Genomic DNA, 26,314 nt, shown 5'->3' on the forward strand with positions numbered 1-26,314 from the left:
TCAGGCGGTCGCCGCCTGATCCAACTTGCTGCGCCGGGCCGACAGTTCTTCGGCCACGAGGAACGCCAGTTCCAGCGACTGAGAGGCGTTCAGACGCGGGTCGCAGGCGGTGTGGTAGCGATCCGACAGATCCTCGTCCGTGACCGCGCGGACCCCGCCGGTGCATTCGGTCACATCCTTGCCCGTCATCTCGAAATGCACGCCGCCGGGGATCGTGCCTTCGGCATTGTGGACGGCAAAGAATTCCTTCACTTCGCGCAGCACGCTTTCGAAGGGGCGGGTCTTGTAGCCGGTCGAGGATTTGATCGTGTTGCCGTGCATGGCGTCACAGGTCCAGACGACATTCGCGCCTTCTTCCTGCACTGCCTTGATCAGGCGCGGCAGGTGTTCGCCCACCGACCCTGCCCCGAAGCGCGCGATCAGTGTCAGACGGCCCGGCTCGTTGTTGGGGTTTAGGCTGTTCATCAGCGACTTCAGATGGCCCGAGGTCATCGACGGACCGCATTTCAGCCCGATCGGGTTCTGGACGCCCTTGCAGAATTCCACATGGGCGCCGTCCGGCTGACGGGTGCGGTCACCGATCCAGATCATATGGCCGGACCCGGCCAGCCACTTGCCCGTGGTGCTGTCCAGACGGCACAGGGCCTCTTCATACTCCAGCAGAAGCGCTTCGTGGCTGGTGTAGAATTCGACCGTTTCCAACTCGTGATTGGTGGCGGCGTTCAGGCCTGCTGCGCTCATGAAGTCCAGCGCGTTGGAAATCTGTTCGGACAGGGCGCGGTATTTCTCGGCCTCCGGCGCACCGGTCCAGCCCAGCGTCCAGGCGTGGACCCGGTGCACGTCGGCGAACCCGCCGGTCGAAAACGCGCGCAGAAGGTTCAGCGTGGCGGCGGCCTGGGTATAGGCCTGCAGCATCCGGTCCGGATCGGGGATCCGCGCTTCGGGGGTGAAATCGAACCCGTTGATGATGTCGCCGCGGTAGCTGGGCAGCTCAGTGCCGCTGATCACCTCGGTCGGGGCCGACCGCGGCTTGGCCATCTGGCCCGCCATGCGGCCAACCTTGACCACCGGAACCTTGGCGCCAAAGGTCAGGACCATCGCCATCTGCAGCATCACCTTGAAGGTGTCGCGGATGCTGTCGGCGCTGAATTCGGCAAAGCTTTCGGCGCAATCGCCGCCCTGAAGCAGGAAGGCCTCGCCGCGACTCACCTTGCCCAGATGGGCCTTCAGGCGGCGTGCTTCGCCCGCAAAGACCAAGGGCGGATAGCTGGCAAGCTTGGCTTCCACAGCCTTCAGCTTGGCTTCATCCGTATAGTCGGGCATCTGAACCCGCGGCTTGGCGCGCCAGTCAGATTTCTGCCACTCGGTCATCGTCTTGCTCCCAGAATATCGTTTTGGTCAGTGATTGCGGGTCGTTTAGCGCAATCAGGACGCGCTTATAACCCGATGCTGCGCGGGGGCCAATGCCAAAAGGGGTGCAAAATCGGGCAGGTGATGGTTCAATAGCGACTATTGAGGGCGGAAACGACACCCCTTGATCCTGCGTTCCAAAAGGTGTTGAGGTCCGCAGGTCGAACGCATGGCAGAGGGTCGCGGAGATGGATATCGAGCCGCAAATCGTCGAAGTGGATGCAAAGGGCAAACCGCGCCGGTTTGTCTTTGTGCTGCTTGAGAATTTCACGATGCTTTGCTTTGCCAGCGCGATTGAATCCCTGCGCATCGCCAACCGGATGTCGGGCAAGAAACTTTACGACTGGGTGGTGGCCGCCGAACAGGATGGCACCATTGCCTGTTCCAACGGCACCGAATTCGCGGTGCAGATGGGTCTGGACGAATTGACCCGCGATGACACGGTCATGGTCTGCGGCGGGATTGATGTGCAAAAGGCAACCACCAAGAAAATGGTCAGCTGGCTGCGCCGCGAGGCGCGCCGGGGCGTCACCATGGGCGGGCTATGCACCGCTGGCTATACTCTTGCCAAGGCCGGGCTACTGGATGGCAAGAAGGCGACAATCCACTGGGAGAACCAGGACAGTTTCGCCGAGGAGTTCGAGGAAGTGACCCTGACCAAGTCGGTTTTCGTCGTGGACGGAAACCGGATGACGACGGCGGGTGGCACGGCCTCCATCGACCTGATGCTGAAGGTGATTGCCGACGATCATGGCGAGGAACTGGCCAGCGCGGTCGCCGACCAGCTGATCTATTCCTCGATCCGCACCGATCAGGACACTCAGCGCCTGTCGATCCCGACCCGGATCGGTGTGCGCCACCCGAAACTGTCCCGCGTCATCCAGATGATGGAACAGAACATCGAAGAACCGATCAGCCCGGCGGTGCTTGCCAAGGATGTCGGCATGTCGACGCGGCAGCTGGAACGGCTGTTCCGCCGCTATCTGAACCGCAGCCCGAAACGGTATTACATGGAGTTGCGGCTGCAAAAGGCGCGCAACCTGCTGATGCAGACAGATATGAGCGTGATCAACGTGGCGCTGGCCTGCGGGTTCGCCTCGCCGTCGCATTTCTCGAAATGCTACCGGTCGCATTACGACACCACGCCTTACCGCGAACGCGGCGCCCACGCGGCCCGGCTGTCAATCTGACACGCTGCGGTTGGGCATGTCCCCAGTTGCGAAACAATGTTCTGTTTGGGCGTGAATGACGGGCCAAATGGCCCGCATTTCACCCTTCCCTTTTGCTTTTCCGCTGCTTAGGCTCCCTGTTCAGGATACTTCATCCGATAGGGAGAATGAGAATGAAGAAACTGCTTCTTGCCACTGCGGCAACCAGCATCCTCGCCGGTGCGGCTTCGGCCGAAGACATCAAGATCGGGATCATCCTGGGCTTCACCGGCCCGCTGGAATCGATCACCCCGGCCATGGGCGATGCCGCCGAAATGGCAATTGCCGAAGTGAACGCCGCCGGCACCCTGCTGGACGGGTCGACCGTTTCGGCCGTACGTGGTGACTCCACCTGTATCGACGCCGCTGCCGCGACCGCCGCTGCCGAACGTCTGGTGACTGGTGACGGGGTCAACGCAATCATGGGTGCGGACTGTTCCGGTGTGACCGGCGCGATCCTGCAGAACGTCGCTGTTCCGAACGGCGTCGTGATGGTGTCGCCCTCGGCCACCTCGCCGGGTCTGTCGACCGCAGAAGACAATGGTCTGTTCTTCCGGACCGCCCCGTCTGATGCCCGTCAGGGCGTTGTGATGGCCGACATCCTGACCGACCGTGGCATCGGCGAAGTCGCCGTGACCTACACCAACAACGACTACGGCAAGGGCCTTGCTGACAGCTTTGCAGCAGCGTTTGCCGAAGCTGGCGGCACCGTGACGATCAACGCCCCCCACGAAGACGGCAAGGCCGACTACTCGGCTGAAGTCGCGTCGCTGGCCTCGGCCGGCGGTGAAATCCTCGTGGTTGCCGGCTACGTCGACCAGGGTGGCCGTGGCATCATCCAGTCGTCTCTGGACACCGGTGCCTTCGACACCTTCTACCTTGTAGACGGGATGTATGGCGACAGCCTGATCGAAAACATCGGCGCAGACCTTGATGGGTCGTTCGGCGCCCTGCCCGGCACCGACAGCAACGGCGCCACCGTGTTCCAGGAAATGGCCGCTGCTGCGGGCATCGACGGGACCTCGGCTTTTGCCGCGGAATCCTATGACGCCGCCGCGCTGATCATGCTGGCCATGCAGGCCGCCGGGTCGTCCAACTCGGCCGACTTCAAGAACACCCTGATGGATGTGGCCAACGCCCCGGGCGAGCCGATCCAGCCGGGTGAACTTGCCAAGGCGCTGGAAATCCTCGCCAACGGTGGCGACATCGACTACGTCGGCGCGACCGCAGTTGAACTGATCGGCCCCGGTGAATCCGCTGGTAACTACCGCGAATACACCGTTTCGGGCGGCGCCTTCGTCACCGACGGCTACCGCTAAGATGGTCTGAGAAGACAGGAGCGGCGCGGGAGTTTTCCCGCGCCGTTTCAATAAGATAACGGGCGGTCTTAACGCCTATGACGGGGATATGGGATGATCAGGGTCGATAACCTGCACAAGCATTTCGGCGGCTTTCATGCGGTCGATGGCGCCAGTCTTGAAATCAAGCCGGGATCAATCACCGGGCTGATCGGGCCGAACGGCGCTGGCAAGACCACGCTGTTCAACGTGATCGCCGGTGTCCATGCCCCGACCTCTGGCCGGGTCACCATGGCGGGCGAGGATATCACTGGCCTGCCCCCGCACGAGCTGTTTCACAAGGGCCTGCTGCGGACCTTCCAGATCGCCCATGAGTTTTCATCGATGACCGTGCGCGAGAACCTGATGATGGTTCCCGGCGGCCAGTCCGGCGAAACCCTGTGGAACACATGGTTCGGCCGCAAGCGGATTGCGGACGAGGAGCGCGCGCTGCTGGCCAAGGCGGACGAGGTGCTGGAGTTTCTGACCATCGACCACCTGAAGGACGAAAAGGCGGGCAACCTGTCGGGCGGCCAAAAGAAGCTGCTGGAACTGGGCCGGACCATGATGGTCGACGCCAAGATCGTGTTTCTGGACGAGGTCGGCGCGGGCGTGAACCGCACCCTTCTGATGACCATCGGCGATGCGATCCTGCGCCTGAACAAGGAACGCAACTACACCTTCGTCGTGATCGAACACGACATGGATTTCATCGGCAAGATCTGTGACCCGGTCATCTGCATGGCCGAAGGCAAGGTGCTCGCCGAAGGCACATTGGCCGAGATCAAGGCCAACGAGCACGTGATCGAGGCCTATCTGGGCACCGGTCTGAAGAACAAGGACCAACTGGCGGAGACGGGCGCATGAGCGGCGACAACCCCTACGCGGACGGGCGCGGCAACAAGGACCGGTCGATCGCCAACCCCCATGGGGCGGGTGACGCCCCCTACCCCGGCAAGAGCGGCAAGGCCGTCCCGGTCGGCGGCGACGCACCGTTTCTGATCGGTGAAAACATGACCGGCGGTTATGGCAAGGGCCCCGATATCCTGCATGACTGCACCATCGCCGTGAACCCCGGTGAAATCGCGGTGATCGTCGGCCCCAACGGCGCTGGGAAATCCACCGCGATGAAGGCGGTCTTTGGGATGCTTAACGTCCGGTCGGGCCGGGTGCTGCTGGATGGCGAGGATATCACCACGCTGACCCCGCAGGACCGGGTGATCAAGGGCATGGGATTCGTACCGCAGGTGCGCAACATCTTCCCGTCGATGACGGTCGAGGAAAATCTGGAAATGGGCGCCTTCATCCGCAAGGATGACATCCGCCAGACGATGGAACAGGTTTATGAGCTGTTCCCAATCCTGAAGGACAAGCGGGCGCAGGCCGCGGGCGAACTGTCGGGCGGGCAGCGGCAGCAGGTGGCCGTGGGCCGCGCCCTGATGACCAAGCCCAAGGTGCTGATGCTGGACGAACCCACCGCTGGCGTGTCGCCCATCGTCATGGACGAATTGTTCGACCGGATTATCGAGGTGAGCCGCACCGGCATCCCGATCCTGATGGTGGAACAGAACGCCAAACAGGCGCTTGAAATCGCCGACCGAGGCTATGTCCTTGTCCAGGGGCGCAACGGGCACACGGGCACCGGCAAGGAACTGCTGGCCGACCCGGAAGTGCGTCAAAGTTTCCTGGGGGGGTAAATTGATGAAGTGCTTCCCGGGCGCGTTCGTGGCCACCGCACTTCTGGCTTTTGGCTGTACGGAACCGGAAGCGGAGCTTGAGGTTTTGCGGTCGCCAACCGCGGCCGAGATGCAAGAGTATCACGAAAGCGAACGATATCAGCAAATGATGTCCCTTCATTGTCAGATGAATGGAGAAGACGGAAGAGAGTACGAGCTTTGGATGCACGTTGAGGATATCGACCAAGAGGGACCGCTGTATTGCCTTTCAAGTTTTGGGGACGCGATGGAATGCTTTCGCAAGGAACAGTCGGTCGACGGTGAAACATATGTGGGTGAGCGAAATGAGGATGGCGAACCGATGAGCTATCTGAGGGTCACTTCGACCGGTGAAGCAGTTCATTATGACAGTTACAGGTCTAGGCACATCGTGGATGGCGAACTGGTTGATCTTGGACTACGCGAGAGTATCTCGACCGGCACCTGCGCGAATGGGAGAGCACACTAATGGACATTCTTAACGCCATCGTGGCGCTTCTCAATTTCGTGGTCATTCCCGGGGCGGCCTATGGGGCGCAGCTGGCGCTTGGGGCGCTTGGGGTGACCTTGGTCTATGGCATCCTGCGGTTTTCGAACTTTGCCCATGGGGACACCATGGCCTTTGGAACCATGGCGACGATCCTGATTACCTGGTGGTTGCAGTCGATGGGGGTCAGTCTTGGGCCGCTGCCCACCGCCCTTCTGGCCCTGCCCTTTGGCATTCTGGCCGCGGCGCTTCTGCTGCTGGCAACCGACCGGGGGATCTATCGCTTCTATCGGCAGCGAAAGGCTGTTCCGGTGATCATCGTCATCGTCTCGACCGGGGTCATGTTCATCTACAACGGCCTTGTGCGATTCATCATCGGGGTGGAGGACCAGAACTTCCTTGACGGGGAACGGTTCATCATCTCGGCCCGCGATTTCAAGTCGATGACCGGCCTTGACGAAGGGCTGGCGCTGAAGACGACGCAAGGCATCACCATCGTCGTCGCGGTGATCGTGGTGGCCGTGTTGTTCTGGTTCCTCAACAAGACCCGGACCGGCAAATCCATGCGGGCCTTTTCGGACAACGAAGATCTGGCGCTGCTTTCCGGCATCAACCCGGAACGGGTGGTCATGGTCACATGGCTGATCGTGGCAACGCTGGCGACCATCGCGGGCGTGCTTTACGGGCTGGACAAATCCTTCAAGCCCTTCACCTACTTCCAGCTTCTCCTGCCGATCTTCGCCTCGGCCATCGTGGGCGGGCTTGGTAATCCGCTGGGCGCGATTGCGGGCGGGTTTGTCATCGCCTTTTCCGAGGTGACGGTCACCTATGCGTGGAAAAAGGTTCTGATCTACCTGATGCCGGAACCACTGGAACCCTCGGGCCTCGTCCAGTTGATGGGCACGGATTATAAATTCGCGGTCAGCTTCGCGATCCTTGTGATCGTCCTGCTGTTCAAGCCGACCGGACTGTTCAAGGGGCAATCGGTATGACCCAGTCGATGCGCGCACCGCTTCTTTTCGCTTTCGTCGCGATCCTGTTCATCCTCGAAGGGACGGCGAATTTCTGGATCTTCTCGGGGTCGTGGAACACCTCGCTGGGGATCCTCAACATGGCGCTGATTTCCGCGATCATGGCCTTGGGCGTGAACCTGCAATGGGGCTATGCCGGGCTGTTCAACATCGGGATCATGGGGTTTGTCGCCCTTGGCGGTCTCGCGACCGTGCTCGTGTCGATGCCGCCCGCACCGGGGGCCTGGGCAGCCGGGGGCGCATGGCAGATCCTGCTGTCGCTGGTCATGGGCGCGGCCACCATCGTGGCGGCCGTTCTGGTCTGGTCGAAGATGGCAAAGGGCCGGGCCCGCAACCTGACCATGCTGGTTTTGCTGGTCGGCGGCTTCTTCCTGTTCCGCTTCGTCTTTGACGGGGGCGTTGAATTCGTCGAGGCGATCACCCCCGCCTCGACCGGCCATATCGGTGGGCTGAACCCCGGCGGCGAGGCCTATAAGGACTTTGGCTGGCTGACCATCATCGCTTGGCCGGTGGGCGGCTTGATCGCGGCGGGCGCGGCCTGGGTGATCGGCAAGACGGCACTGGGTCTGCGGTCTGATTACCTTGCCATCGCGACCCTTGGTATCGCCGAGATCGTCATCGCCGTTCTCAAGAACGAGGACTGGCTGGCGCGGGGCGTGAAGAACATCAACGGCCTGCCCCGCCCCGTCCCCTACGAGATCGACCTGCAAAGCGATCCGGGTTTCATCGAACGGGCGGCGAGCCTTGGGATGGACCCGACCACCGCCTCGACCATCTTCGTCAAGCTGGGCTACATGGTTCTGTTCACCATCGTCCTTCTGATCCTGCTGTGGCTTGCGCAACGCGCCTATAACAGCCCTTGGGGCCGGATGATGCGCGCGATCCGCGACAACGAGGTCGCGGCAGAGGCGATGGGCAAGGACGTGACCGCCCGCCACCTGCAAATCTTCATCCTTGGCTCTGCGATCTGCGGCATCGCCGGGGCGATGATGACGACGCTGGACGGGCAGTTGACCCCGACCTCTTACCAGCCACTGCGCTATACCTTCCTGATCTGGGTGATGGTGATCGTCGGCGGGTCGGGCAACAACTTTGGCGCCATTCTGGGCGGCTTCCTGATCTGGTGGCTGTGGGTTCAGGTGGAACCGATCGGCCTGTGGCTCAGCGAGACGCTGACCAGCGGCATGGCCGAGGACAACTGGTTCCGCATCCGGATGCTGGATGCCTCGGCCCATATGCGCCTGTTCTCGATGGGATTGGTGCTGTTGCTGGTGCTGCGGTTCAGTCCAAAGGGGCTCCTGCCAGAGAAATAGAACGACAGAGAAGGGGGCCGCTGGCCCCCTTTTTGCATCCCTTCACAGAACCGGGCATTGGTGGGCAGATGGGCGGCCCTGCTATGTGCGGCATGATCCATTTCCGTTATTCCAAAGATGAAATCTGACCCATCAGCAAGGTCGATGTAATGGACCCCGCCCCCGATGCCAGCCCTGACAACGCCGTAGCGGGTGCCCCCATAGGTTGAGACGGTTCCGCCACACTGTCAGGCCACAGCACAACGCCTGCGCCTTGTCGATACTGCGTCCGGCGATCAGGATATGAAGGCCAAACATGTTCATCATAAGCTCGGCCATTCGGCCCCAGAAGGTGCCGTAGCCGCCAATGATGAGGATCTTTACAAGAAGACCCTTTCGATGACCCACCACGTCCCGACCGCTGCAATGAACAGCGATGCGGGGATAGCGACGAACCGGCGGTAGGCACCGGGCTTTGGCTCTGACCGGATCGACAGGGTCGACAGCGCAAAAACCGCCGCCAGCGGGCCAAAGAAGACCCATGCCGGGTTTTCCAGCGCGATTTCAAGCGCCGAGGGAGACCACAGGCAGACCCCCACCGAGACGACGGCCAGCCCAACGTAGAGCCCCTGTGCAAGCACTGGCGCCCCCTGCCCCCGGTCCACCCGAACCGCGGCCAGAACACACAAGGCCATAACCGCGATCACCAGAAGCTGGCCCAGTTCAACGCCCACATTGAATCCGATCAGCGCTGGGATGAACGCCCCTTGCGGCAGGCCGAACTCGGCCAAGACGCTAGCGAAGCCCAGCCCATGCAACAGCCCGAAGCCGAAGATCACGAAGGGTCGCCAGCGGCTCAGCCCGTCGGTGAACAGGTTTTCGACCGCAACATAGACGATGGAGGCCGCGATAAGCGGTTCAACGATGCTGGCCGGAATGCTGACCAGCCCCAGCGCGGCGGCGGCAAGGGTGATGGTATGGGCCAGCGTAAAGGCCGACACCTGCCACAACAGGGGGCGCAACCGGGCGGCAAGGAAGAACAGGCCAAGGACGAACAGGATATGATCCAGCCCCTTCGGGACGATGTGATCGACCCCCACCGGGATATAGCGGACAAAGGCTTCCCATCCGCCCACGGCCCCGCCCCCCGTCAGAAGGATCGGGTCCGAGGTCGCCCCGGCCTCCAGATAGCCGGTATAGGGATCGTCGACCCCCTGCTGCCGCAGGACAAGCGTGCCGTAGGACCGCGCCCAGCCGACGGTCACGGCATCGGCCCCGGCGGGCAAGTCCACGGTGAAAGACAGAATGGTGTCGCGCGGCAGGTCGGTGTTTTGTTGGGGTTCCACCACGATCCCGCTAAGCATCGGCGTCAGGCGGTCTGGTCCGGCCAGAATACCGATCCCTGCGGCGATCCCGGGCCAGTCGGCGCGTGCTTCGTCGGCCAATGCGCTGTCGGACAGGGCGCGCAGGGCGTCATAGCGGTCCGCCTCGGCCGCCTCGTTGGTGTCGGCCACGGCGGACAGGTCGATCCCGGCCAGCACCCCTTCAAGGTTCAGCCGCACGTCGAATACCAACCGGCTGCCGTCCTGCGTCATGTCGGCAATTGCGGGGCGGACTTCATGGGCGCGGGCCGGTAACGCCAGCGCGATCAGCACGGCAACCAAGGTTGACATCACAAGGCCAAGGACCACCCTGTAGGGAAGATCAGAGGATTTCATCATGCGCTTGCTCGCCCTTTTCTGTCTTTCGTTGTCTGCCGGTCCGCTTGCGGCCCATGAATTCTGGCTTGAACCATCCCGGTGGCAGGTTGCCCCGGACGCTAGGCTAGAAGGGCGCATTGTCAACGGCCAGTCCTTCGCCGGCATCGAATTGGCCTATATTCCGCAGCGCACCGCGCGCTATGAAATCTTCAATGCGGGGCAACAGGCAGCGGTGGAAATGCGCGCCGGGGACCGCCCCGGCCTATCGGCGGACCCTTTGGGCGAAGGGCTGAACGTAGTGATCTATCAGACCAACCCTTCCACCGTCGATTATGAAACATGGGAAAAGTTTCAGTCTTTCGTCGATCACAAGGACCTTGGAGTGACTGAGGCGGATCAGATCGCGCGGGGTCTGCCAATGGCCGATTTCAAGGAGGTCTATTTCCGGTTCTCCAAGACCCTAATCGCGGTTGGTGAGGGTTCCGGCGCGGACCTGCGGACCGGGATGGAGACAGAGATCGTCGCCCTGACCAACCCCTATACGGATGATCTGACTGATGGGGTTCGGGTCCAGTTGTTCTATCAGTATGACGTCCGGGCCGAGGAGCAGATCGAAGTCTTTGACCGCGCCCCGGATGGCGAGGTGACCATCAGCTATGTCCGCACCGACGCCGATGGCATCGCCACGGTTCCGGTGGTCCCCGGCCACGACTACATGCTGGATGCCGTGGTTCTGCGGGAACCGGCGCCGGATCTGGCCGAAGCTTCCGGGGCCGTCTGGGAAACGCTTTGGGCCAATCTGACCTTCGCGGTTCCCGATTGACGTTCTTTGTCCGTCCGGTCAAAACCGGGCAATGAACAAGACACCGGATATCCTTTGCATCGGGTCGGTCCTGTGGGACGTGATCGGGCGGTCGGCCTCGCATATGCGGGCCGGGTCCGACGTGCCGGGGCGGATCACCCGCCTGCCCGGTGGCGTTGCCATGAACATCGCCATGACACTGGTGCGCTTTGGACTGACCCCTGCCCTGCTGACCGCCATTGGTCGTGACCCGGCAGGCGATGAACTGCTGGCCGAGGCGGCGGATATGGGAATGATTACCGATCACGCCTACCGGTCTGATGACCTGCCCACCGATATCTACATGGCGGTCGAGGGGGCAAACGGGCTGATCGCCGCCATTGCAGACGCTCATTCGCTTGAAGCGGCGGGCGACAAGATCTTGCGCCCCCTGGCCGACGGACTGCTTGGGTCGGCAGACGCACCCTGGGAGGGACCCGTCGCGCTGGATGGCAACCTGACGACGGAACTTCTGCGCGAGATCGCCCGCTCGCCCCTGTTTGCCCGATCCGACCTGCGGGTCGCCCCGGCCAGCCCGGGCAAGGCAGAACGGCTTCTGGCGCTGCGCGACCATGCGACCGCGACGCTTTATGTGAACCTCGAAGAGGCCGGGATACTGTGCCAGCAGGACTTCGCGTCCTCGGCCGAGGCCGCGGCGGCCCTTGTCGCACGCGGCACCCACCGCGCCCTTGTCACCGACGGCGGCAAATCGGCATCCGATGCCGTGGCCGGGTCGGTCATCACCCAAACCCCGCCCGCCGTTCTGGTGACCCGCGTCACCGGCGCGGGCGATACATTCATGGCGGCCCATATCGCCGCCGAACGCGGTGGCGCCGACCGTGACGCGGCGCTGAACCGCGCCCTTCAGGCTGCGGCCACTTATGTCAGCGGAGAGACCCCCCTATGACCTTCCCCATCGTCTATTCCCCCGAGGTTCAGGCCGCCCGCGATAGCGGCGCACCATTGGTGGCGCTGGAAAGCACGATCATCACCCACGGAATGCCCTATCCGCAGAACGTGGAAACCGCCCGCAAGGTCGAGGCAGAGGTGCGCGTCCACGGGGCCGTGCCCGCCACCATGGCGGTGATGGACGGGGTGTTGCATGTCGGGCTGACCGATGCGCAGCTTGAGGCGCTGGGACAGGCGCAGAACGTGGCCAAGCTGAGCCGGGCCGATATCGCTGCCTGCATTGCGCGGGGCGGCACCGGCGCCACCACCGTGGCCGCGACCATGATTTGCGCCCGCATCGCCGGGATCGCGGTTTTCGCGACCGGCGGCATTGGCGGGGTGCACAAAGGGGCGGAAGAAACATTCGACATCTCCGCCGATCTTCAGGAACTGGCCCAGACCCCGGTGACCGTCGTGGCGGCCGGGGCCAAGGCGATCCTTGACTTGCCCAAGACCTTCGAGGTGCTGGAAACCCTTGGCGTGCCGGTAATCGCCTTTGGGCAGGACGAGGTCCCCGCCTTCTGGAGCCGCGCATCGGGCATCCCCGCGCCGTTGCGGATGGACAGCGCCGAAGAGATCGCCCGCGCCCACGCGCTGCGTGGCGACATGGGCATTCCCGGCGGGCAACTTGTGGCCAACCCGATCCCGTCAGAGGCCGAGATTGCCGCCGAAACGCTGGCCCCGGTGATCGCGCAGGCGCTGGCCGAGGCCGAGGCGCAGGGCATCGCCGCAAAGGCGGTGACCCCCTTCCTGCTGCAACGGATCTTTGAACTGACCGAGGGCCGCAGCCTGGCGGCAAACATCGCGCTGGTGCTGAACAATGCGCGGTTGGCCGCCGGGATCGCGGTGGCCCTTGCCGGAAAGCCGTAGGTCATTGTCTGTTGCGGCGCGCATCCCTAGATAAGGGACAGGAAATTTCAGGGCGGCCCGGAACGTGACAACACCCGAACAGGAACAGGACCATCCCCGGCGGCGGCACGGGGTATTGACGGGCCTGCGCAACAATTTCATCGCCGGGCTTGTGGTGGTTGCCCCGATCGGTCTGACGGTCTGGCTGATCTCGACCGTTGTCGGCTGGATCGACGGATGGGTCTGGCCCTTCATCCCGCAGGCCTATCACCCCGAGGAATTGCTGAATTCCTGGCTCGGCCGGACTGACGGCAACAAGATCGAGGTGAATATTCGCGGGATTGGCGTTGTCCTGTTCCTGATCTTCACCATCGTCGTCGGCTGGATCGCCAAGGGGCTGATCGGACGGTCTTTCCTGCGCTGGGGCGAAAGCCTTGTCGGGCGGATGCCCATCGTGCGGACCATCTACAACGGTGCGAAGCAGATCGCCGAAACGGTGTTTGCCCAGTCAGAAACCTCTTTCGACAAGGCCTGTCTGGTGGAATATCCGCGCAAGGGGATATGGGCCGTGGCCTTCATCTCGACCAAGGCCAAGGGCGAAGTGGCCGCGAAATTGCCGCCCGACGGCGACATCATGACCGTCTTCCTGCCGACCACGCCGAACCCCACCTCTGGCTTTCTTCTGTTCCTGCCGCGCGAGGATGTGATCCTTCTGGATATGACTGTAGAGGACGCGGCGAAACTGGTGATCTCGGCGGGGCTTGTCTATCCGGGCAGCAAGGACGAGGCCAAGAAACGGGCCGAAGCCGCCGCGCGCGGGCCGCGCGGTTAGGGATTTGCCAGCGGCCCGGCTCGAGGCTAGGCTTTGGGTATTGTAACTTTCCGATTCTGGGGATTCAGATGAAAAAACTCCTTCTTTCCGCCGGCGCTCTTGTCGCCTCTGCCTCCGCTGCCCTTGCCGGTGGCATGGCGCCCGCAATCGTCGAAATGCCGGTTGAAGACATCGAAGTGGTTGCTGAAAGCTCCTCTTCGGCTGGCCTGATCATTCCGCTGATCCTGATCGCGCTGATTGCCGCCGCCATGAGCAGCTCGGAGAGCACCGGCAACTAAATCCGGCAACAGGCCAGATTGATAGAGACCCCGGCTTCGGCCGGGGTTTTTCGTTTGGGCAGATTCGGAGAATTGGTGTGTTGGAAACGCAGCCAAGGGTGCCAGCCGGATGCCCAAGCCCCGAAGAAAAAAACGCCGGCACAAGGCCGGCGTTAAGTCATTGAGGCAGGTTTCATACAGGCAAGAAACCTATCGAGCAGTGACCCCTTTATAAGCAATCCTGCGCTGGGGTCCAAGCTAAAAGTTTGAAAACATTCGGAGGGCCGCGTAGGCTCTGACCCCAACGGGCATTGAGAGCAGAGGGATTGTTGCCAAAATGAGATCAGAGTTTTTCACGACTCACCTGCGGGCCGCCGTGATCGTCGGGCTTTCGGTTTTCGGCGCCAGCAGTATGGCCGAGCCCCAACATGGCATAGCTATGTATGGCGACCCCGCTCTCCCACCTGATTTTGTGGCCCTGCCCTATGCAAACCCGGATGCGCCTATCGGCGGTCGGATGGTCGAGGCCAACGTCGGCAACTTCGACAGTCTCAATCCCTTCATCCAGAAAGGGAATGTTCCGTGGCAGCTGCGCTTCGTCTATGGCGAAACGCTGATGGGTCGCAGCATCGACGAGCCGTTCTCGCTTTACGGGATTCTGGCCGAATCGATTGAGACGGGGCCGAATCGGGAATGGGTGGAATTCACCCTGCGGCCCGAGGCGCGGTTTTCGGACGGCAGCCCGGTGACGGTCGAGGATGTGATCTGGAGTTTCGAGATTCTGGGCACCGCAGGCCACGGCCGCTATCGCGGATTCTGGGCAAAGGTCGATAGTCTTGAACAGGTCGGCGACCGGACCATCCGCTTCACCTTCAACGAGGAAAACGCCGAGCTGGCGCTTCTGGCGGGGATGCGTCCGATCCTGCAGAAGGCGCAGTTCGACGGTGTCGATTTCGCCGAGGAAGGCGACAAGATCGTCCCGATCACCTCGTCCCCCTACATCATCGACGACTATGAATTTGGCCGCTTCGTGTCGTTCCGGCGGAACCCGGATTACTGGGGCTGGGGCGTCGTGCCGTTTCGGGCCGGCACGTTCAATCTGGATGAATACCGGATCGAGTTTTTCGGGGACGAAACCGCGGCTTTCGAGGCGATCAAGACCGGGCTGGTCAACACGACCCGGGAATTCAACGCTGCCCGCTGGGAAAGCCAGTATGATTTCGCCGCCGTTCAGGATGGCCGGTTCGTGAAAGAAGAGCTGGCCCACCAGCGCCCCTCGGGCATGACCGGCTTTGTCATGAACACTCGTCGCACGCAATTTCAGGACTGGCGCGTGCGCGAGGCGCTTCTGACCGCCTTCAACTTTGAATTCGCGAACGAGGCGATGACCGGATCGCAGCAACAGCGGATCACCTCCTATTGGTCGAACAGCCCGCTTGGCATGGGACACGGCCCGGCAGAGGGCCGGGTGCGCGACATGTTGATGCTCTATCAGGATGATCTGCTGCCCGGCGCGCTCGAGGGCTACAACCTTCCGCAAAGCGACGGGTCCGAACGCAACCGCGCCGGGACCGCCCGCGCGATGGAACTGTTCGAGGAGGCGGGCTATACCATTCAGGACGGCGTGATGGCGGATGCCAATGGCACCCCCTTTACCTTTGACATCCTGATCCAGTCCGGGGCATCGGAAACGTCGACCATCGCGGATATCTATGTCGAAAGCCTGAAACGGATCGGGGTTTCCGCCAATGTGACCCAGATTGACAGCGCCCAGTTCACTGAGCGGACCCGGGCCTATGACTTTGACATGACCTACTACCGGGTCGGCGTGTCGCTGTCCCCCGGCAACGAGCAATATCTCTACTTCGGGGCCGACCAAGTGGACACTGGCGGGCGCAACCTGATGGGCGTGTCGTCGCCCGCGGTGGACGGTCTGATCGGCGAGATGTTGACCGCCGAAAGCCAGGAAGACTTCCGCGCCGCGATCAAGGCGCTGGACCGGACCTTGATGAGCGGGCGCTACGTGATCCCCTTCTACCAGTGGAACATCACGCGGATCGCCCATGACGCAAACCTGCACCATCCCGACTACATCCCCGTTCTGGGCGATTGGCCGGGCTGGCAACCTGATGTGTGGTGGTATGAAGAAAACTAGGCTTCTTCTGGTGCTGGCAGCCGTCGGTCTGCTGGCCGGGTGCAACACGGTCGCGGGCGTGGGCGAGGATGTCTCGGCCGGTGCGCGCACCGTACAGGGCTGGCTCTGACCGTCATACAGGCGTTACAGAACGGTCATAAACGGGGCGGCAAATCAGGCCGCCCCGAAACGGAGTCCCTATGAATATCCTTGTCCTTTGCACTGGCAATTCCGCCCGGTCGATCCTTCTGGAATCCATCCTGAACCGCTTTGGCGAAGGCCGCGTGACCGCCTGGTCGGCGGGGTCGAAACCGGCGGGACAGGTGCATCCGCAGTCCCTGCGCCTGTTGCAGGCCAAAGGATTCGACACCAGCGCGGCCCGGTCCAAAAGCTGGGACGAATTCGAAGGGCCGCAGGCCCCGGTCATGGACGCGGTGATCACCGTTTGTGGATCGGCCGCAGCGGAACCCTGCCCGATCTGGCCCGGTGCCCCGGTCCGGGCGCATTGGGGCGTCGAAGATCCGGCCGCCGCGGCGGAGGCTGATTGGGATGAGGCGTTCGAAACCGCCTACGCGCAGCTCAAACGCCGGGCTGACGCCTTTCTGGCCCTTGATTTCGAGGCGCTGGATGCGGACAAGCTGCGGGATCGGATGAACCTGATCGGACAGGACTGACCCATGCAAAAACTTGCCGCCGAATTTATCGGCACCGCCTTTCTACTGATCGGCGTTGTCGGTTCCGGCATCATGGCCGAGGCCCTTTCGGGCGGAAACACCGGGCTTGCGCTGCTGGCCAATGCGATTGCGACCGGCACGATGCTTTATGCCATCATCACCACGCTTGGGCCGGTGTCGGGGGCGCATTTCAACCCTGCGGTCACCGCCTATTTCGCGCTTCGGGGCGATCTGCCCTGGCGCGACGTCCTGCCCTATATGGCCGCACAGGTTGCCGGGGGCATCCTTGGGGTCTGGCTGTCGCACCTGATGTTCGACCTGCCGATCCTGCAAACCTCCACCACGGCGCGGACCGGCCTGAACCTCTGGTCTTCCGAGGCGATTGCCACCTTTGGCCTCTTGTTCGTGATCGTGGGCGGGCTGCGGTCCCGGGCCGAGGCTGTGCCGACGCTGGTCGCCCTATACATCACCGGGGCCTATTGGTTCACCTCGTCCACCAGTTTTGCCAATCCTGCGGTGACCATCGCGCGCGGCCTGTCTGACACCTTTGCCGGGATCGCCCCGGCGCATGTGCCGATGTTCATCGTGATGCAGTTTGTCGGCGTCGGGATTGGCCTTTTGATCCTGCCAAGGCTGTTTCGCTAGCGCGTCTCGCGGCGTGGAAAGGCAGGATGGATGCGAAGTTCCCCTGCCCCCGCCGGAGCGACCTAAGCGGGAACCGGGTGGACATCGACACTCACGAACGATGCCCGGAAAAGTTCTGGTCCTGAAAACGGCTTTGTCCGCACCCATCCTAGGAAAAAGTTAACGGATTGGGCGGGCGCGTTCTGTGCGATTTGTCACATTCCCGCAGGAATGGATCAGGCCAGCGAGGTGACCCAAAGGATCGTCGCATCCTCGGCGCTGGTCGAGATCACGTTGTGCCCCATCGACCCGTCGTAATAGGCGCTGTCGCCGCGCTTCATTTCGACCGGTTCATAGAATTCCGTGTACAGGCGCACCGTGCCGGTGAGGACATAGAGGAATTCTTCGCCGTCATGGCGCACCCAGCCGTCGAAATCGTCCATCGACCGGGCCCGGATGCGGGCGCGATAGGGCAGCATCTGTTTGCGGGTCAGCTGGTCGGCCAAAAGCTCGTGTTCATAGGTGGTGGTGATATGGACCGCGCCTTCGCCCGACCGGTTCACCGTCATCCGGCCATTTACTTGCCCCTTCGACGGGGGCGTGAACAGCTGCGGCACGGAAATGCCCAGACCCACGGCCAGCTTTTTCAGCGCCTCATAGGTTGGCGACATCTGGCCGTTCTCGATCTTGGACAGGGTGGACCGGGCCAGCCCCGCCTGTTTCGCGGCCTGTTCCAGTGTCCAGTCCCGCTCTTTCCGCAATTCTCGCACCCGCACGCCAAGGTCCAGCGGCTGCGCGGCTTCGGTCCCGCCGTTTTCACGGGCAATGCGGATAAGAGATTTCGGATCGACCTGTGCCATGCGCCCCTATAGCGCCTTGATCACTGCGCTTGCAACTGCTTCGCCGCTTGACTAGGCCAGTGCCATGACGATGTTTCCGCCCCCGCCCGACAGCTTCAATATGGCCGCCCATGTGCTGCGCCACGCAGCTGACCGGCCCGACAAGATTGCCCTTGCGGTGCTTGGCCCGGCGCGCGCCGAACGGTGGAGCTATGCCCGGCTGGAAGCCGCCGTGCGCGGCACCGCGACGGGCCTGCTACGGGCCGGGCTGGAACCGGGCGACCGGCTGTTGATGCGGTTGGGCAATACGCCGGATTTCCCGGTCACCTACCTCGGCGCGATTGCTGCCGGGATCGTGCCGGTTCCGACCTCGGCCCAGTTGACGGGGCCGGAAGCAACGAAGATCGCCCATGAGATCGCGCCGAAGGCCGTTGCTGCCGCCGAGGGCGTTGCCTTGCCGGATCACCCTGCCCCGGTGCTGACCACGGCGGACCTGCGAGCATTCCACGACCTACCTGCGGCCCCCTACAACATGGGCGATCCGCATCGCCCAGCCTATATCATCTATACCTCTGGGACCTCGGGTCAGCCCCGCGCCGTTGTCCACGCGCACCGCGCGGTCTGGGCGCGGCAGATGATGTGGGACGGCTGGTACGGGCTGCGCGATACCGACAGGCTGCTACACGCGGGGGCCTTCAACTGGACCTATACGTTGGGAACCGGGCTGATGGACCCCTGGGCCATCGGGGCCACAGCCCTGATCCCCGCCCCGGGGACCGAGGCGCGCGCCCTGCCCCTGCTTCTGAAACGGCATGACGCGACGATTTTCGCCGCCGCCCCCGGCGTCTATCGCCAGCTGTTGCGGGGCGACATTCCCGCCATGCCGCGCCTGCGCCACGGGCTGTCGGCGGGCGAAAAACTGCCCGAGGAAACCCGCGCCCGCTGGCAGGCGGCGACCGGGACCGAGGTGCACGAGGCCTATGGCATGTCGGAATGCTCGACCTTCATCTCGGGCAGCCCCGACCACCCGGCGCCCGCCGGAACGCTGGGCCGGATTCAGCCGGGCCGCCACGTCTGCCTATGGGCCGATGGGTCCGCCGCCGCCCCCGGCACCCCGGGTGTCATCGCGGTGCACCGGGACGATCCGGGACTGATGCTGGGATACCTTGACCGGCCCGAGGAAACCGCCGCCCGTTTCGAGGGCGATTGGTTCCTGACCGGCGATCTTGGACAGGAAGGCCCAGACGGCGCGATTGCCTATCTGGGCCGCAACGACGACATGATGAACGCGGGCGGCTACCGCGTGTCCCCGGTCGAGGTGGAAGAGGCCCTGTGCCAGCACCCCGGAGTTGACGAGGCCGCCGCTTGCGAGGTCCGCGTCAAGTCCGATACCAGCGTCATCGCCGCCTTCTACACCGGACCCGATGCCCTGTCTGAAGAGGTGCTGGCCAAATTTGCCGCCGAAAGGTTGGCCCGCTACAAATGCCCGCGCCTGTTCGTGCGGGTCGATGCCCTGCCGCGCGGGGCGAACAACAAACTTCTGCGCAAGGCGCTGAAAACCGACTGGGAGACCCGCAATGGTCAAGCTTGATATCCTGTCCGACCCGATCTGCCCGTGGTGTTATATCGGCAAGGCAAACCTTGACCGGGCGCTGGAACAGGTGGGCGACCATCCCTTCATCGTGGAATGGCATCCGTTCCAACTGAACCCCGACATGCCCGCCGAAGGCATGGACCGCCGCGCCTATATGGAGGCGAAATTCGGCGGGCAGGATGGGGCGGTAAAGGCCTATCTGCCGGTGATGGAACATGCCCAGAAGGCCGGGCTGACCCTAAATCTCGACAAGATCGCGCGCACACCGAACACGCTGAACGCCCATCGGTTGATCCACTGGGCCGGTATCGAACAGAAACAGACCCCGGTCGTGTCGGCGCTCTTCAAGGCCTATTTCGTCGAGGGGCGCGATATCGGTGATACCGAGGTTTTGGCCGATATCGCCGACACCGCCGGCATGGACGCGAGCGTTGTGACCCGTCTTCTGGCGTCTGACGCGGACATGGACGACATCCGCGCCCGCGACGCCCATTCCCGACAGATGGGTGTGAATTCCGTTCCGACCTTCATCGTCGCGCAGCAGCACGCGGTTCCCGGCGCACAGCCGGTTGAGCTTTGGGTGAAGGTGATCGCCGATATCAAGGCCCAGCTGGAACAGGCGGACGGCGCATGAAGAACGAAGCGGTCCTTGTCCTTATCGGTCTGCTTGCCACCATCGTGGCGGGCGGCACGGTCTTCTTTCACGCGGTCGAAGGCTGGAGCTGGGTCGACAGTTATTTCTTCACCGTGGTGACCCTGTCGACCGTTGGCTATGGCAACCTTGTCCCCGTCACGGTTCTGGGCAAGATCGGCACCACGGTGATGATCTTTCTGGGGCTTGGGGTCTTCGCGCTGGCCATCCAGCAGTTCGGCCATGTGACGATCCAGCGGCGGCTCGAGGCACGGCGCAAGGCACGTGAGGCCCAGCGGAACGACAGCGCCAGATGATCACGGCCCACCTTCCTTCGGGCTATGTGTTGGGGCGGACGATTGCGACCCATCCCGCGATCTTTTTTGCCGCCCTTGTGGGGGCGGTGTTGCCCGATGTGGACCTGATCTGGTTTTACTGGATCGACGATCGGGCGTTTCACCACCATCACTACTGGGTCCATATTCCGGGGTTCTGGGTGATCACGGGCGTGATTGTCTGGCCCATCTTGCGGGCGGTAAACAGGTTGGGATCGACGGTGTTCGCCGCGTTCCTTGCTGGCGTCGCATTGCACATCGGGCTTGATGCCATTGCGGGCGGAATAGCCTGGGGTTGGCCGTTCAACGACAAACTTTACTACGCCGTATCGGTTCCCGCCCTTGGCGGTCACTGGATATGGAATTTCATTCTTCATCCGGTGTTTGCGCTGGAACTGGCAATCTGGGTATCTGCGGGGTGGCTGTTTTGGAACAAGTAAGAAAACCTGGCCCCGGCCGCGTCGAATTCGTCGCCCTGATGGCGATGATGGGGGCGATGGTGGCCTTTTCCATCGACGCCATGTTACCCGCCCTGCCCGAGATCGGCGCAGAGCTGAGCCCCGATGCCCTGAACCGGGCGCAGCTGGTGGTGACGGCCTTTGTGTTTGGCATGGGGATCGGCACATTCTTCGTAGGGCCGATTTCCGACTCCGTCGGGCGCAGGCCGGTGATGGTGGGCGGCGCGGTGGTCTATGTGGCGGCGGCCCTCACGGCCTATGCGGTTTCCAGCCTTGAGGGGCTACTGATTTCCCGGGTCGTCATGGGGCTGGGTGCGTCGGGCGCACGGGTGATGTCGATGGCGATCGTGCGCGACCTGTATGAAGGGCGACAGATGGCGCGGATCACCAGTTTTGTCATGCTGGTGTTTTCGCTGGTGCCCGCGCTGGCTCCGTCGCTTGGCGCGCTGATCATCGTCGGCTGGGGGTGGCGGGCGGTGTTTCTGTCCTTCGCGATCTTCGCGCTGGGGGTCAGCCTTTGGTACCTCCTCCGGCAACCGGAAACCCTGCACCCGGAATACCGGCGTCCCTTGTCGTTCAAGGCTATCGGCGCGGCGCTGCGGGAACTGGCGGCACATCCGACCGTCAGGCTGTCGACACTGGTTCAGACGCTGTGTTTCGGGATGTTGTTTTCGGTTCTGTCCTCGACCCAGCAGGTGTTCGACGTGACCTTTGACCAGGGCGCGGCCTTTCCGCTGTGGTTTGGCGGAATTGCGGTGATCGCGGCCAGTGGATCGGTGATCAACGCGCGGCTGGTGGTGCGTCTGGGGATGCGGGCGATGGTCAAGGGTGTGCTGGCAATGCAGATCGCCCTGTCGACCCTGATGATCCTGTGTTGGCTGGCAGCGCCGGGAACGATGCTGTCCTTTGCCCTCTATGTCCTCTGGACCGCGTCGGTCTTCTTTCAGGCGGGTCTGACGATCGGCAACCTCACGGCGCTGGCGTTGGAGCCGATGGGCCATATCGCGGGGATCGCCGCGTCGGCGCTGACGGCGATTGCGACGGTGGGAGCGGTTCTGATCGCGGTGCCGGTGGGGCTGGCCTTTGACGGGACGCCCCTGCCGCTGGCTGTGGGCATCCTATGTGCAGCCGTCCCGGCGCTGTGGCTGACAACGAAGATCCGGCGGGACAGCGACGGCTAACGTGGGCAGGGTCGGCTGCAGATATTCTCGCAGGGTATTCCGTCATTGTCCCGGTCGCGGGCTGTATCTCCGCAGATGACAAGATGATAGCAGGCTTCTTCACAGCTAACCATTTGACCGCAGGTTTTTCGGGCGCAGGAGTAGCCTTGCGCCGGAACAATCGGCGTCATCAGCGGTGCATCAGGTTTTAAGAGGTCCCATAAAGTTGGATCTGCGGCCGCAGAAGATGGAAGACATAACAATCCCAGCAAAAAGAGCATGGCTTTCATTGGACTAACCCCCGACCACAAAAGCGGTGCTGTGCTTCGGATTTTGATGTCCTTTTCCTACCCTCAGCAAGCTCTATCTTAGCAGCCACTCGCCGGGACGCTTGCGGCCCGGCACACGCCCGCCCGCCCCCACGGCGGGCGTGTTCCACGCCCACCCGGGCGGACGCGTGCCTTTCTTCAACCCGCCTTCTTCCCGGCCTTCGCTTCCTTCACCTTCATCGCCAGATCCTGCGCGATGGCAAAGGCGCCCTTGATCTTGTCGCTGTCCTTCTTCCAGTCGCGGCGGACGACGATCTTGTTGTCCTTGACCTTGGCCAGCCCGTCCTGCGCCTGAATGAAATCGACCAGCCCCTTGGGCGAAGCGAATTTGTCGTTGTGGAACCGGATCGTCGCGCCCTTCGGCCCACCGTCCAGATGGCTGATGCCGGCACGTTTGCACATCGCCTTGATCCGCACGATCAGCATCAGCGTGTTCACCTCTTTCGGCAGCTTGCCGAAGCGGTCGATCAGTTCGGCGGCGAAGCCTTCCAGATCCACCTTGGTGGTCAGTTCGGACAGGCGGCGGTAGAGGCCAAGGCGCACATCCAGATCGGGGACATAGCTGTCGGGGATCAGGACCGGGACGCCAAGGTTGATCTGGGGCGCCCAATGCCCGTCGTTGTCGGTGACGCCCTCGGCCTCGCCGGACCGGATCCGGGCGATCTCGTCCTCGAGCATCTGTTGATAGAGCTCGTATCCGACCTCGTTGATATGACCGGACTGTTCTTCGCCCAAGAGGTTGCCCGCGCCGCGAATATCCAGATCCTGGCTAGCCAGCGTGAACCCCGCCCCGAGCGTATCCAGACTGCCCAGCACGCGCAGACGCTTTTCCGCCTGCGGGGTCAACCGGGCGCGGGGTTTCGTGGTCAGATAGGCATAGGCGCGGGTCTTGGACCGGCCCACGCGTCCCCGGATCTGATAGAGCTGGGCAAGGCCGAACATATCCGCCCGGTGCACCACCATAGTATTCGCGGTCGGGATATCGAGGCCGGATTCCACGATGGTCGTGGCCAGAAGCACGTCGTACTTCCCGTCGTAGAAGGCGTTCATCCGGTCGTCCAACTCGCCCGCCGCCATCTGGCCGTGGGCCACCACATAGGTGATTTCCGGGACGTTTGTTTTCAGCCAGTCCTCGACCTCGGGCAGGTCGGAAATGCGCGGCACCACATAAAAGGACTGCCCGCCGCGATAGTGTTCGCGCAAGAGCGCCTCGCGCACGGTGATGGTGTCGAATTCGCTGACGTAGGTGCGGATCGCCAGACGGTCCACCGGGGGCGTGCCGATGATCGACAGTTCGCGCACACCGGTCAGCGACATTTGCAGCGTGCGCGGGATCGGCGTGGCGGTCAGGGTCAGGACGTGCACATCCGACCGCATCTGCTTGAGCCGTTCCTTGTGTTGGACCCCGAAATGCTGCTCTTCGTCGATGATCAACAGGCCAAGGTTACGGAACTTTGTCCCCTTGGCCAAGAGCGCATGGGTGCCGATGACGATATCCACGTCACCCGAGGCCATGCCGTCCCGCGTGGCGGCCATATCCTTGGCCGAGACAAAGCGCGACAGTTGCCGTACCTTGATCGGGAAACCGCGGAACCGTTCGGCAAAGCTTTTGTAATGTTGCCGGGCCAGCAGGGTCGTGGGGGCGATCAGCGCGACCTGCACCCCCGACATGGCCGCGACAAAGGCCGCTCGGATCGCCACCTCGGTCTTGCCAAAGCCCACGTCGCCGCAGATCAGCCTATCCATCGGGCGGCCCGCGTCCAGATCGTCCAGCACCTCGGCGATGGCCTGCAACTGGTCGTCGGTTTCGGCATAGGGGAAGCGGGCCAGAAACTGGTCCCACATGCCATCGGGCGGGGTCAGCACGGGCGCCTTGCGCAGGGCGCGTTCGGCGGCGATGCGGATCAGCCGCTCCGCCATCTGGCGGATGCGTTCCTTCAGCCGGGCCTTCTTGGCCTGCCATGCGCCGCCGCCCAACCGGTCCAAGAGCCCCTCTTCATGGCCGTATTTCGACAGAAGCTCGATGTTCTCGACCGGCAGGTAGAGCTTGGACCCTTCGGCATATTCCAGCGCGATGCATTCATGGGCGGCACCGGCGGCGGTGATAACCTCGAGCCCCAGGTAGCGGCCGACGCCGTGGTCGACATGCACCACCAGATCGCCCGGTGTCAGGCTTTGGGTTTCAGTCAGGAAGTTCTCGGCGCGGCGTTTCTTTTTCGTCTGCCGGATCAGGCGGTCACCCAGAACATCCTGTTCGGAAATGACGGTCAGGTCCTTCGCCTCGAACCCGGCATCCAGCGGCCAGACCGCCAGATGCAGACCCGCCTTTCCCACGCGGGTGAAATCGGTGATGTGGATCACCTCTCCCATGCCCTCGTCTTCCAGAAGGCCGGACAGGCGTTCGCGCGCCCCGTCGGAATAGCTGGCAATCACGACGGGACCGTCGTCCAGTTTGCGCCGCAGATGGTCGGCCAGGGCGCCGAACAGGCTGATGCTTTCCTGCTGCCGTTCGGGGGCGAAATTGCGCCCAATCCGACCGCCCGCGTCGATGACGCCCGGGCCGCTGGCCTGTGGCAGGGGGTGGAAATGCAGCACGCGGCGGCCATCGGTGGCCGCGTCCCATGCGGCGTCGTCCAGATACAGCAGGCCGGGGGGCACAGGCTTGTAGACCGTATCGACCCGGCCCTTCTGGGTCATGGCGATCTTGCGAGTCTCATACTGGTCGGCGATCCCCTCCCAGCGCGACAGGCGGGCCGCGCCGGTCTGGTCGTCCAGGGTGATCGTCGCGCCGGGCAGGTAATCGAACAGGGTTTCCAGATGGTCGTGGAAGAAGGGCAGCCAATGTTCGACGCCCGCGTGCTTGCGGCCGGCGCTGACGGCCTCGTACAGCGGATCATCGGTGCCCGCCGCGCCAAATTCGATCCGGTAGTTCTGGCGGAACCGGGTAATTGCGGCCTCGTCCAGAATGACCTCGGACACGGGCGCAAGTTCGACGACCGACAGTTTCTCGGTGGTGCGCTGGGTCGCGGGGTCGAACCGGCGGGCGCCGTCCAGCACGTCGCCGAACAGGTCCAGCCGCACCGGCCCTTCCTGTCCCGGCGGGAAGATGTCGATGATCCCGCCCCGGATCGCGTAATCGCCCGGTTCCAGCACCGTGGGCGCCTGCGTGAACCCCATGCGGATCAGGAAATCGCGCAGGCCCTTTTCGTTGATCCGGTCGCCGACACGGGCGGAGAATGCGGCCTCGCGCAGAACCTCTCGGGCCGGCACCTTCTGGGTCGCGGCGTTCAAGGTCGTCAGCAGGACGAATTTCTTCGGCAACCCGTGCGCCAGCGCCGCAAGCGTCGCCATCCGCGTGGCCGAGATATCGGCATTGGGCGACACGCGGTCGTAGGGCAGACAATCCCACGACGGGAAGGTCATCACCGGCATGTCGGGGGCAAAGAAGGCCAGCGCAGCCTGCATCGCCGCAAGCCGCTTGTCATCACGGGCGACATGCAGCACCGGCGCGCCGCCCTTGTCGATCTCTTGCAGGATCAGGCGGGCATCCAGCCCCTCGGGCGCGCCGCCAACGGTGATATGGGTCGATGAATTGGCCATGCGGTTCCCTACGCCACCGCCCCGCGTTG

At 63.0% G+C, this 26,314-nt stretch carries 26 protein-coding genes; 21 read left to right on the forward strand and 5 right to left on the reverse strand.

Features of this window, described 5'->3' with window-relative positions:
* Positions 1-1,371 (reverse strand): class II 3-deoxy-7-phosphoheptulonate synthase, encoded by a 1,371-nt coding sequence (locus tag U3648_RS08875; protein WP_420858873.1) that lies wholly within the window; start codon positions 1,369-1,371, stop codon positions 1-3.
* Between the two features lie 227 nt (positions 1,372-1,598).
* On the opposite strand from U3648_RS08875, the gene U3648_RS08880 reads away from it, so the two are divergent.
* From U3648_RS08880 to U3648_RS08910, 7 genes are all read left to right on the forward strand, one after another.
* Positions 1,599-2,600, forward strand: coding sequence for a GlxA family transcriptional regulator (locus U3648_RS08880; RefSeq protein ID WP_420858874.1), 1,002 nt, complete (start codon positions 1,599-1,601; stop codon positions 2,598-2,600).
* Positions 2,601-2,752: 152 nt separating this feature from the next.
* Complete coding sequence (locus tag U3648_RS08885; RefSeq protein WP_420858875.1) at positions 2,753-3,937, forward strand: ABC transporter substrate-binding protein; 1,185 nt, start codon at positions 2,753-2,755, stop codon at positions 3,935-3,937.
* A 93-nt stretch (positions 3,938-4,030) separates the two neighbouring features.
* Positions 4,031-4,822, forward strand: a complete 792-nt coding sequence (locus U3648_RS08890; protein WP_129681061.1) for an ABC transporter ATP-binding protein — start codon at positions 4,031-4,033, stop codon at positions 4,820-4,822.
* A complete protein-coding gene (locus U3648_RS08895; RefSeq protein WP_420858876.1) occupies positions 4,819-5,652 on the forward strand; it encodes an ABC transporter ATP-binding protein in 834 nt (277 codons plus the stop codon). Before U3648_RS08890 ends, U3648_RS08895 begins: the two co-directional genes overlap by 4 nt.
* Before the next feature lie 28 nt (positions 5,653-5,680).
* Positions 5,681-6,139, forward strand: coding sequence for a hypothetical protein (locus U3648_RS08900; RefSeq protein WP_420858877.1), 459 nt, complete (start codon positions 5,681-5,683; stop codon positions 6,137-6,139).
* Positions 6,139-7,149 (forward strand): branched-chain amino acid ABC transporter permease, encoded by a 1,011-nt coding sequence (locus U3648_RS08905; RefSeq protein ID WP_420858878.1) that lies wholly within the window; start codon positions 6,139-6,141, stop codon positions 7,147-7,149. Before U3648_RS08900 ends, U3648_RS08905 begins: the two co-directional genes overlap by 1 nt.
* Entirely contained in the window at positions 7,146-8,501 is a 1,356-nt protein-coding gene (locus U3648_RS08910) for a branched-chain amino acid ABC transporter permease (RefSeq protein ID WP_420858879.1), read from the forward strand. Before U3648_RS08905 ends, U3648_RS08910 begins: the two co-directional genes overlap by 4 nt.
* Positions 8,502-8,860: 359 nt before the next feature.
* On the opposite strand, the gene U3648_RS08915 is transcribed toward U3648_RS08910, so the two are convergent.
* Positions 8,861-10,153 carry a HupE/UreJ family protein gene (locus tag U3648_RS08915; RefSeq protein WP_420858880.1) on the reverse strand — a complete coding sequence of 431 codons (1,293 nt, stop codon included), beginning with the start codon at positions 10,151-10,153 and terminating at the stop codon, positions 8,861-8,863.
* 46 nt (positions 10,154-10,199) lie between these two features.
* Here U3648_RS08915 and U3648_RS08920 point away from each other — a divergent pair, with 46 nt between their 5' ends.
* The 9 genes from U3648_RS08920 (at position 10,200) to U3648_RS08960 (ending at position 17,360) form a co-directional block, all read left to right on the forward strand.
* Positions 10,200-11,003, forward strand: coding sequence for a DUF4198 domain-containing protein (locus tag U3648_RS08920; RefSeq protein WP_420858881.1), 804 nt, complete (start codon positions 10,200-10,202; stop codon positions 11,001-11,003).
* A gap of 31 nt (positions 11,004-11,034) precedes the next feature.
* Entirely contained in the window at positions 11,035-11,928 is an 894-nt protein-coding gene (locus tag U3648_RS08925; protein ID WP_420858882.1) for a PfkB family carbohydrate kinase, read from the forward strand.
* On the forward strand, positions 11,925-12,839 hold the full coding sequence (locus tag U3648_RS08930; protein ID WP_420858883.1) for a pseudouridine-5'-phosphate glycosidase: 915 nt from the start codon (positions 11,925-11,927) through the stop codon (positions 12,837-12,839). Before U3648_RS08925 ends, U3648_RS08930 begins: the two co-directional genes overlap by 4 nt.
* Before the next feature lie 64 nt (positions 12,840-12,903).
* Positions 12,904-13,650, forward strand: a complete 747-nt coding sequence (locus U3648_RS08935; protein WP_420858884.1) for a DUF502 domain-containing protein — start codon at positions 12,904-12,906, stop codon at positions 13,648-13,650.
* Between the two features lie 68 nt (positions 13,651-13,718).
* On the forward strand, positions 13,719-13,928 hold the full coding sequence (locus U3648_RS08940; RefSeq protein ID WP_420858885.1) for a ferrochelatase: 210 nt from the start codon (positions 13,719-13,721) through the stop codon (positions 13,926-13,928).
* 316 nt (positions 13,929-14,244) lie between these two features.
* Positions 14,245-16,062, forward strand: coding sequence for an extracellular solute-binding protein (locus U3648_RS08945; RefSeq protein WP_420858886.1), 1,818 nt, complete (start codon positions 14,245-14,247; stop codon positions 16,060-16,062).
* The gene (locus U3648_RS08950) at positions 16,049-16,171 is read left to right on the forward strand and encodes an entericidin EcnA/B family protein (protein ID WP_420858887.1); all 123 of its coding nucleotides are present in this window, start codon (positions 16,049-16,051) and stop codon (positions 16,169-16,171) included. Before U3648_RS08945 ends, U3648_RS08950 begins: the two co-directional genes overlap by 14 nt.
* A gap of 70 nt (positions 16,172-16,241) precedes the next feature.
* A complete protein-coding gene (locus U3648_RS08955; RefSeq protein ID WP_420858888.1) occupies positions 16,242-16,715 on the forward strand; it encodes an arsenate reductase ArsC in 474 nt (157 codons plus the stop codon).
* A gap of 3 nt (positions 16,716-16,718) precedes the next feature.
* The gene (locus U3648_RS08960) at positions 16,719-17,360 is read left to right on the forward strand and encodes an MIP/aquaporin family protein (protein WP_420858889.1); all 642 of its coding nucleotides are present in this window, start codon (positions 16,719-16,721) and stop codon (positions 17,358-17,360) included.
* Between the two features lie 215 nt (positions 17,361-17,575).
* On the opposite strand, the gene U3648_RS08965 is transcribed toward U3648_RS08960, so the two are convergent.
* Entirely contained in the window at positions 17,576-18,199 is a 624-nt protein-coding gene (locus tag U3648_RS08965; RefSeq protein WP_420858890.1) for a helix-turn-helix domain-containing protein, read from the reverse strand.
* A 64-nt stretch (positions 18,200-18,263) separates the two neighbouring features.
* On the opposite strand from U3648_RS08965, the gene U3648_RS08970 reads away from it, so the two are divergent.
* The 5 genes from U3648_RS08970 to U3648_RS08990 are packed head-to-tail and all read left to right on the forward strand — an operon-like array spanning position 18,264 to position 22,377.
* A complete protein-coding gene (locus U3648_RS08970; protein WP_420858891.1) occupies positions 18,264-19,769 on the forward strand; it encodes a class I adenylate-forming enzyme family protein in 1,506 nt (501 codons plus the stop codon).
* Positions 19,756-20,406: a DsbA family oxidoreductase gene (locus U3648_RS08975; RefSeq protein WP_420858892.1), complete on the forward strand. Its 651-nt coding sequence runs from the start codon at positions 19,756-19,758 to the stop codon at positions 20,404-20,406. Before U3648_RS08970 ends, U3648_RS08975 begins: the two co-directional genes overlap by 14 nt.
* The gene (locus U3648_RS08980) at positions 20,403-20,720 is read left to right on the forward strand and encodes a potassium channel family protein (protein WP_420858893.1); all 318 of its coding nucleotides are present in this window, start codon (positions 20,403-20,405) and stop codon (positions 20,718-20,720) included. The genes U3648_RS08975 and U3648_RS08980 overlap by 4 nt, the downstream gene beginning before the upstream one ends.
* On the forward strand, positions 20,717-21,178 hold the full coding sequence (locus tag U3648_RS08985) for a metal-dependent hydrolase (protein WP_420858894.1): 462 nt from the start codon (positions 20,717-20,719) through the stop codon (positions 21,176-21,178). The genes U3648_RS08980 and U3648_RS08985 overlap by 4 nt, the downstream gene beginning before the upstream one ends.
* A 38-nt stretch (positions 21,179-21,216) precedes the next feature.
* Positions 21,217-22,377, forward strand: coding sequence for a multidrug effflux MFS transporter (locus U3648_RS08990; protein ID WP_420858913.1), 1,161 nt, complete (start codon positions 21,217-21,219; stop codon positions 22,375-22,377).
* Here U3648_RS08990 and U3648_RS08995 read toward each other — a convergent pair.
* Both U3648_RS08995 and mfd read right to left on the reverse strand, forming a co-directional pair.
* On the reverse strand, positions 22,374-22,646 hold the full coding sequence (locus tag U3648_RS08995; protein ID WP_420858895.1) for an excalibur calcium-binding domain-containing protein: 273 nt from the start codon (positions 22,644-22,646) through the stop codon (positions 22,374-22,376). The genes U3648_RS08990 and U3648_RS08995 overlap by 4 nt on opposite strands.
* A 177-nt stretch (positions 22,647-22,823) precedes the next feature.
* A complete protein-coding gene (mfd, locus tag U3648_RS09000) occupies positions 22,824-26,285 on the reverse strand; it encodes a transcription-repair coupling factor (RefSeq protein ID WP_420858896.1) in 3,462 nt (1,153 codons plus the stop codon).
* Positions 26,286-26,314: the final 29 nt, after the last annotated feature.

The organism is Marivivens marinus, assembly GCF_035969385.1.
Lineage (GTDB): Bacteria > Pseudomonadota > Alphaproteobacteria > Rhodobacterales > Rhodobacteraceae > SELP01.

Bases quoted from the DNA above. Each gene is read 5' to 3' on its own strand.
- U3648_RS08875 (WP_420858873.1), bottom strand. From the start codon at position 1,371: ATGACCGAGTGGCAGAAATCTGACTGGCGCGCCAAGCCGCGGGTTCAG.
- U3648_RS08880 (WP_420858874.1), top strand. From the start codon at position 1,599: ATGGATATCGAGCCGCAAATCGTCGAAGTGGATGCAAAGGGCAAACCG.
- U3648_RS08885 (WP_420858875.1), top strand. From the start codon at position 2,753: ATGAAGAAACTGCTTCTTGCCACTGCGGCAACCAGCATCCTCGCCGGT.
- U3648_RS08890 (WP_129681061.1), top strand. From the start codon at position 4,031: ATGATCAGGGTCGATAACCTGCACAAGCATTTCGGCGGCTTTCATGCG.
- U3648_RS08895 (WP_420858876.1), top strand. From the start codon at position 4,819: ATGAGCGGCGACAACCCCTACGCGGACGGGCGCGGCAACAAGGACCGG.
- U3648_RS08905 (WP_420858878.1), top strand. From the start codon at position 6,139: ATGGACATTCTTAACGCCATCGTGGCGCTTCTCAATTTCGTGGTCATT.
- U3648_RS08910 (WP_420858879.1), top strand. From the start codon at position 7,146: ATGACCCAGTCGATGCGCGCACCGCTTCTTTTCGCTTTCGTCGCGATC.
- U3648_RS08915 (WP_420858880.1), bottom strand. From the start codon at position 10,153: ATGTCAACCTTGGTTGCCGTGCTGATCGCGCTGGCGTTACCGGCCCGC.
- U3648_RS08920 (WP_420858881.1), top strand. From the start codon at position 10,200: ATGCGCTTGCTCGCCCTTTTCTGTCTTTCGTTGTCTGCCGGTCCGCTT.
- U3648_RS08925 (WP_420858882.1), top strand. From the start codon at position 11,035: ATGAACAAGACACCGGATATCCTTTGCATCGGGTCGGTCCTGTGGGAC.
- U3648_RS08930 (WP_420858883.1), top strand. From the start codon at position 11,925: ATGACCTTCCCCATCGTCTATTCCCCCGAGGTTCAGGCCGCCCGCGAT.
- U3648_RS08940 (WP_420858885.1), top strand. From the start codon at position 13,719: ATGAAAAAACTCCTTCTTTCCGCCGGCGCTCTTGTCGCCTCTGCCTCC.
- U3648_RS08945 (WP_420858886.1), top strand. From the start codon at position 14,245: ATGAGATCAGAGTTTTTCACGACTCACCTGCGGGCCGCCGTGATCGTC.
- U3648_RS08950 (WP_420858887.1), top strand. From the start codon at position 16,049: ATGAAGAAAACTAGGCTTCTTCTGGTGCTGGCAGCCGTCGGTCTGCTG.
- U3648_RS08955 (WP_420858888.1), top strand. From the start codon at position 16,242: ATGAATATCCTTGTCCTTTGCACTGGCAATTCCGCCCGGTCGATCCTT.
- U3648_RS08960 (WP_420858889.1), top strand. From the start codon at position 16,719: ATGCAAAAACTTGCCGCCGAATTTATCGGCACCGCCTTTCTACTGATC.
- U3648_RS08965 (WP_420858890.1), bottom strand. From the start codon at position 18,199: ATGGCACAGGTCGATCCGAAATCTCTTATCCGCATTGCCCGTGAAAAC.
- U3648_RS08970 (WP_420858891.1), top strand. From the start codon at position 18,264: ATGACGATGTTTCCGCCCCCGCCCGACAGCTTCAATATGGCCGCCCAT.
- U3648_RS08975 (WP_420858892.1), top strand. From the start codon at position 19,756: ATGGTCAAGCTTGATATCCTGTCCGACCCGATCTGCCCGTGGTGTTAT.
- U3648_RS08980 (WP_420858893.1), top strand. From the start codon at position 20,403: ATGAAGAACGAAGCGGTCCTTGTCCTTATCGGTCTGCTTGCCACCATC.
- U3648_RS08985 (WP_420858894.1), top strand. From the start codon at position 20,717: ATGATCACGGCCCACCTTCCTTCGGGCTATGTGTTGGGGCGGACGATT.
- U3648_RS08990 (WP_420858913.1), top strand. From the start codon at position 21,217: ATGGCGATGATGGGGGCGATGGTGGCCTTTTCCATCGACGCCATGTTA.
- U3648_RS08995 (WP_420858895.1), bottom strand. From the start codon at position 22,646: ATGAAAGCCATGCTCTTTTTGCTGGGATTGTTATGTCTTCCATCTTCT.
- mfd (WP_420858896.1), bottom strand. From the start codon at position 26,285: ATGGCCAATTCATCGACCCATATCACCGTTGGCGGCGCGCCCGAGGGG.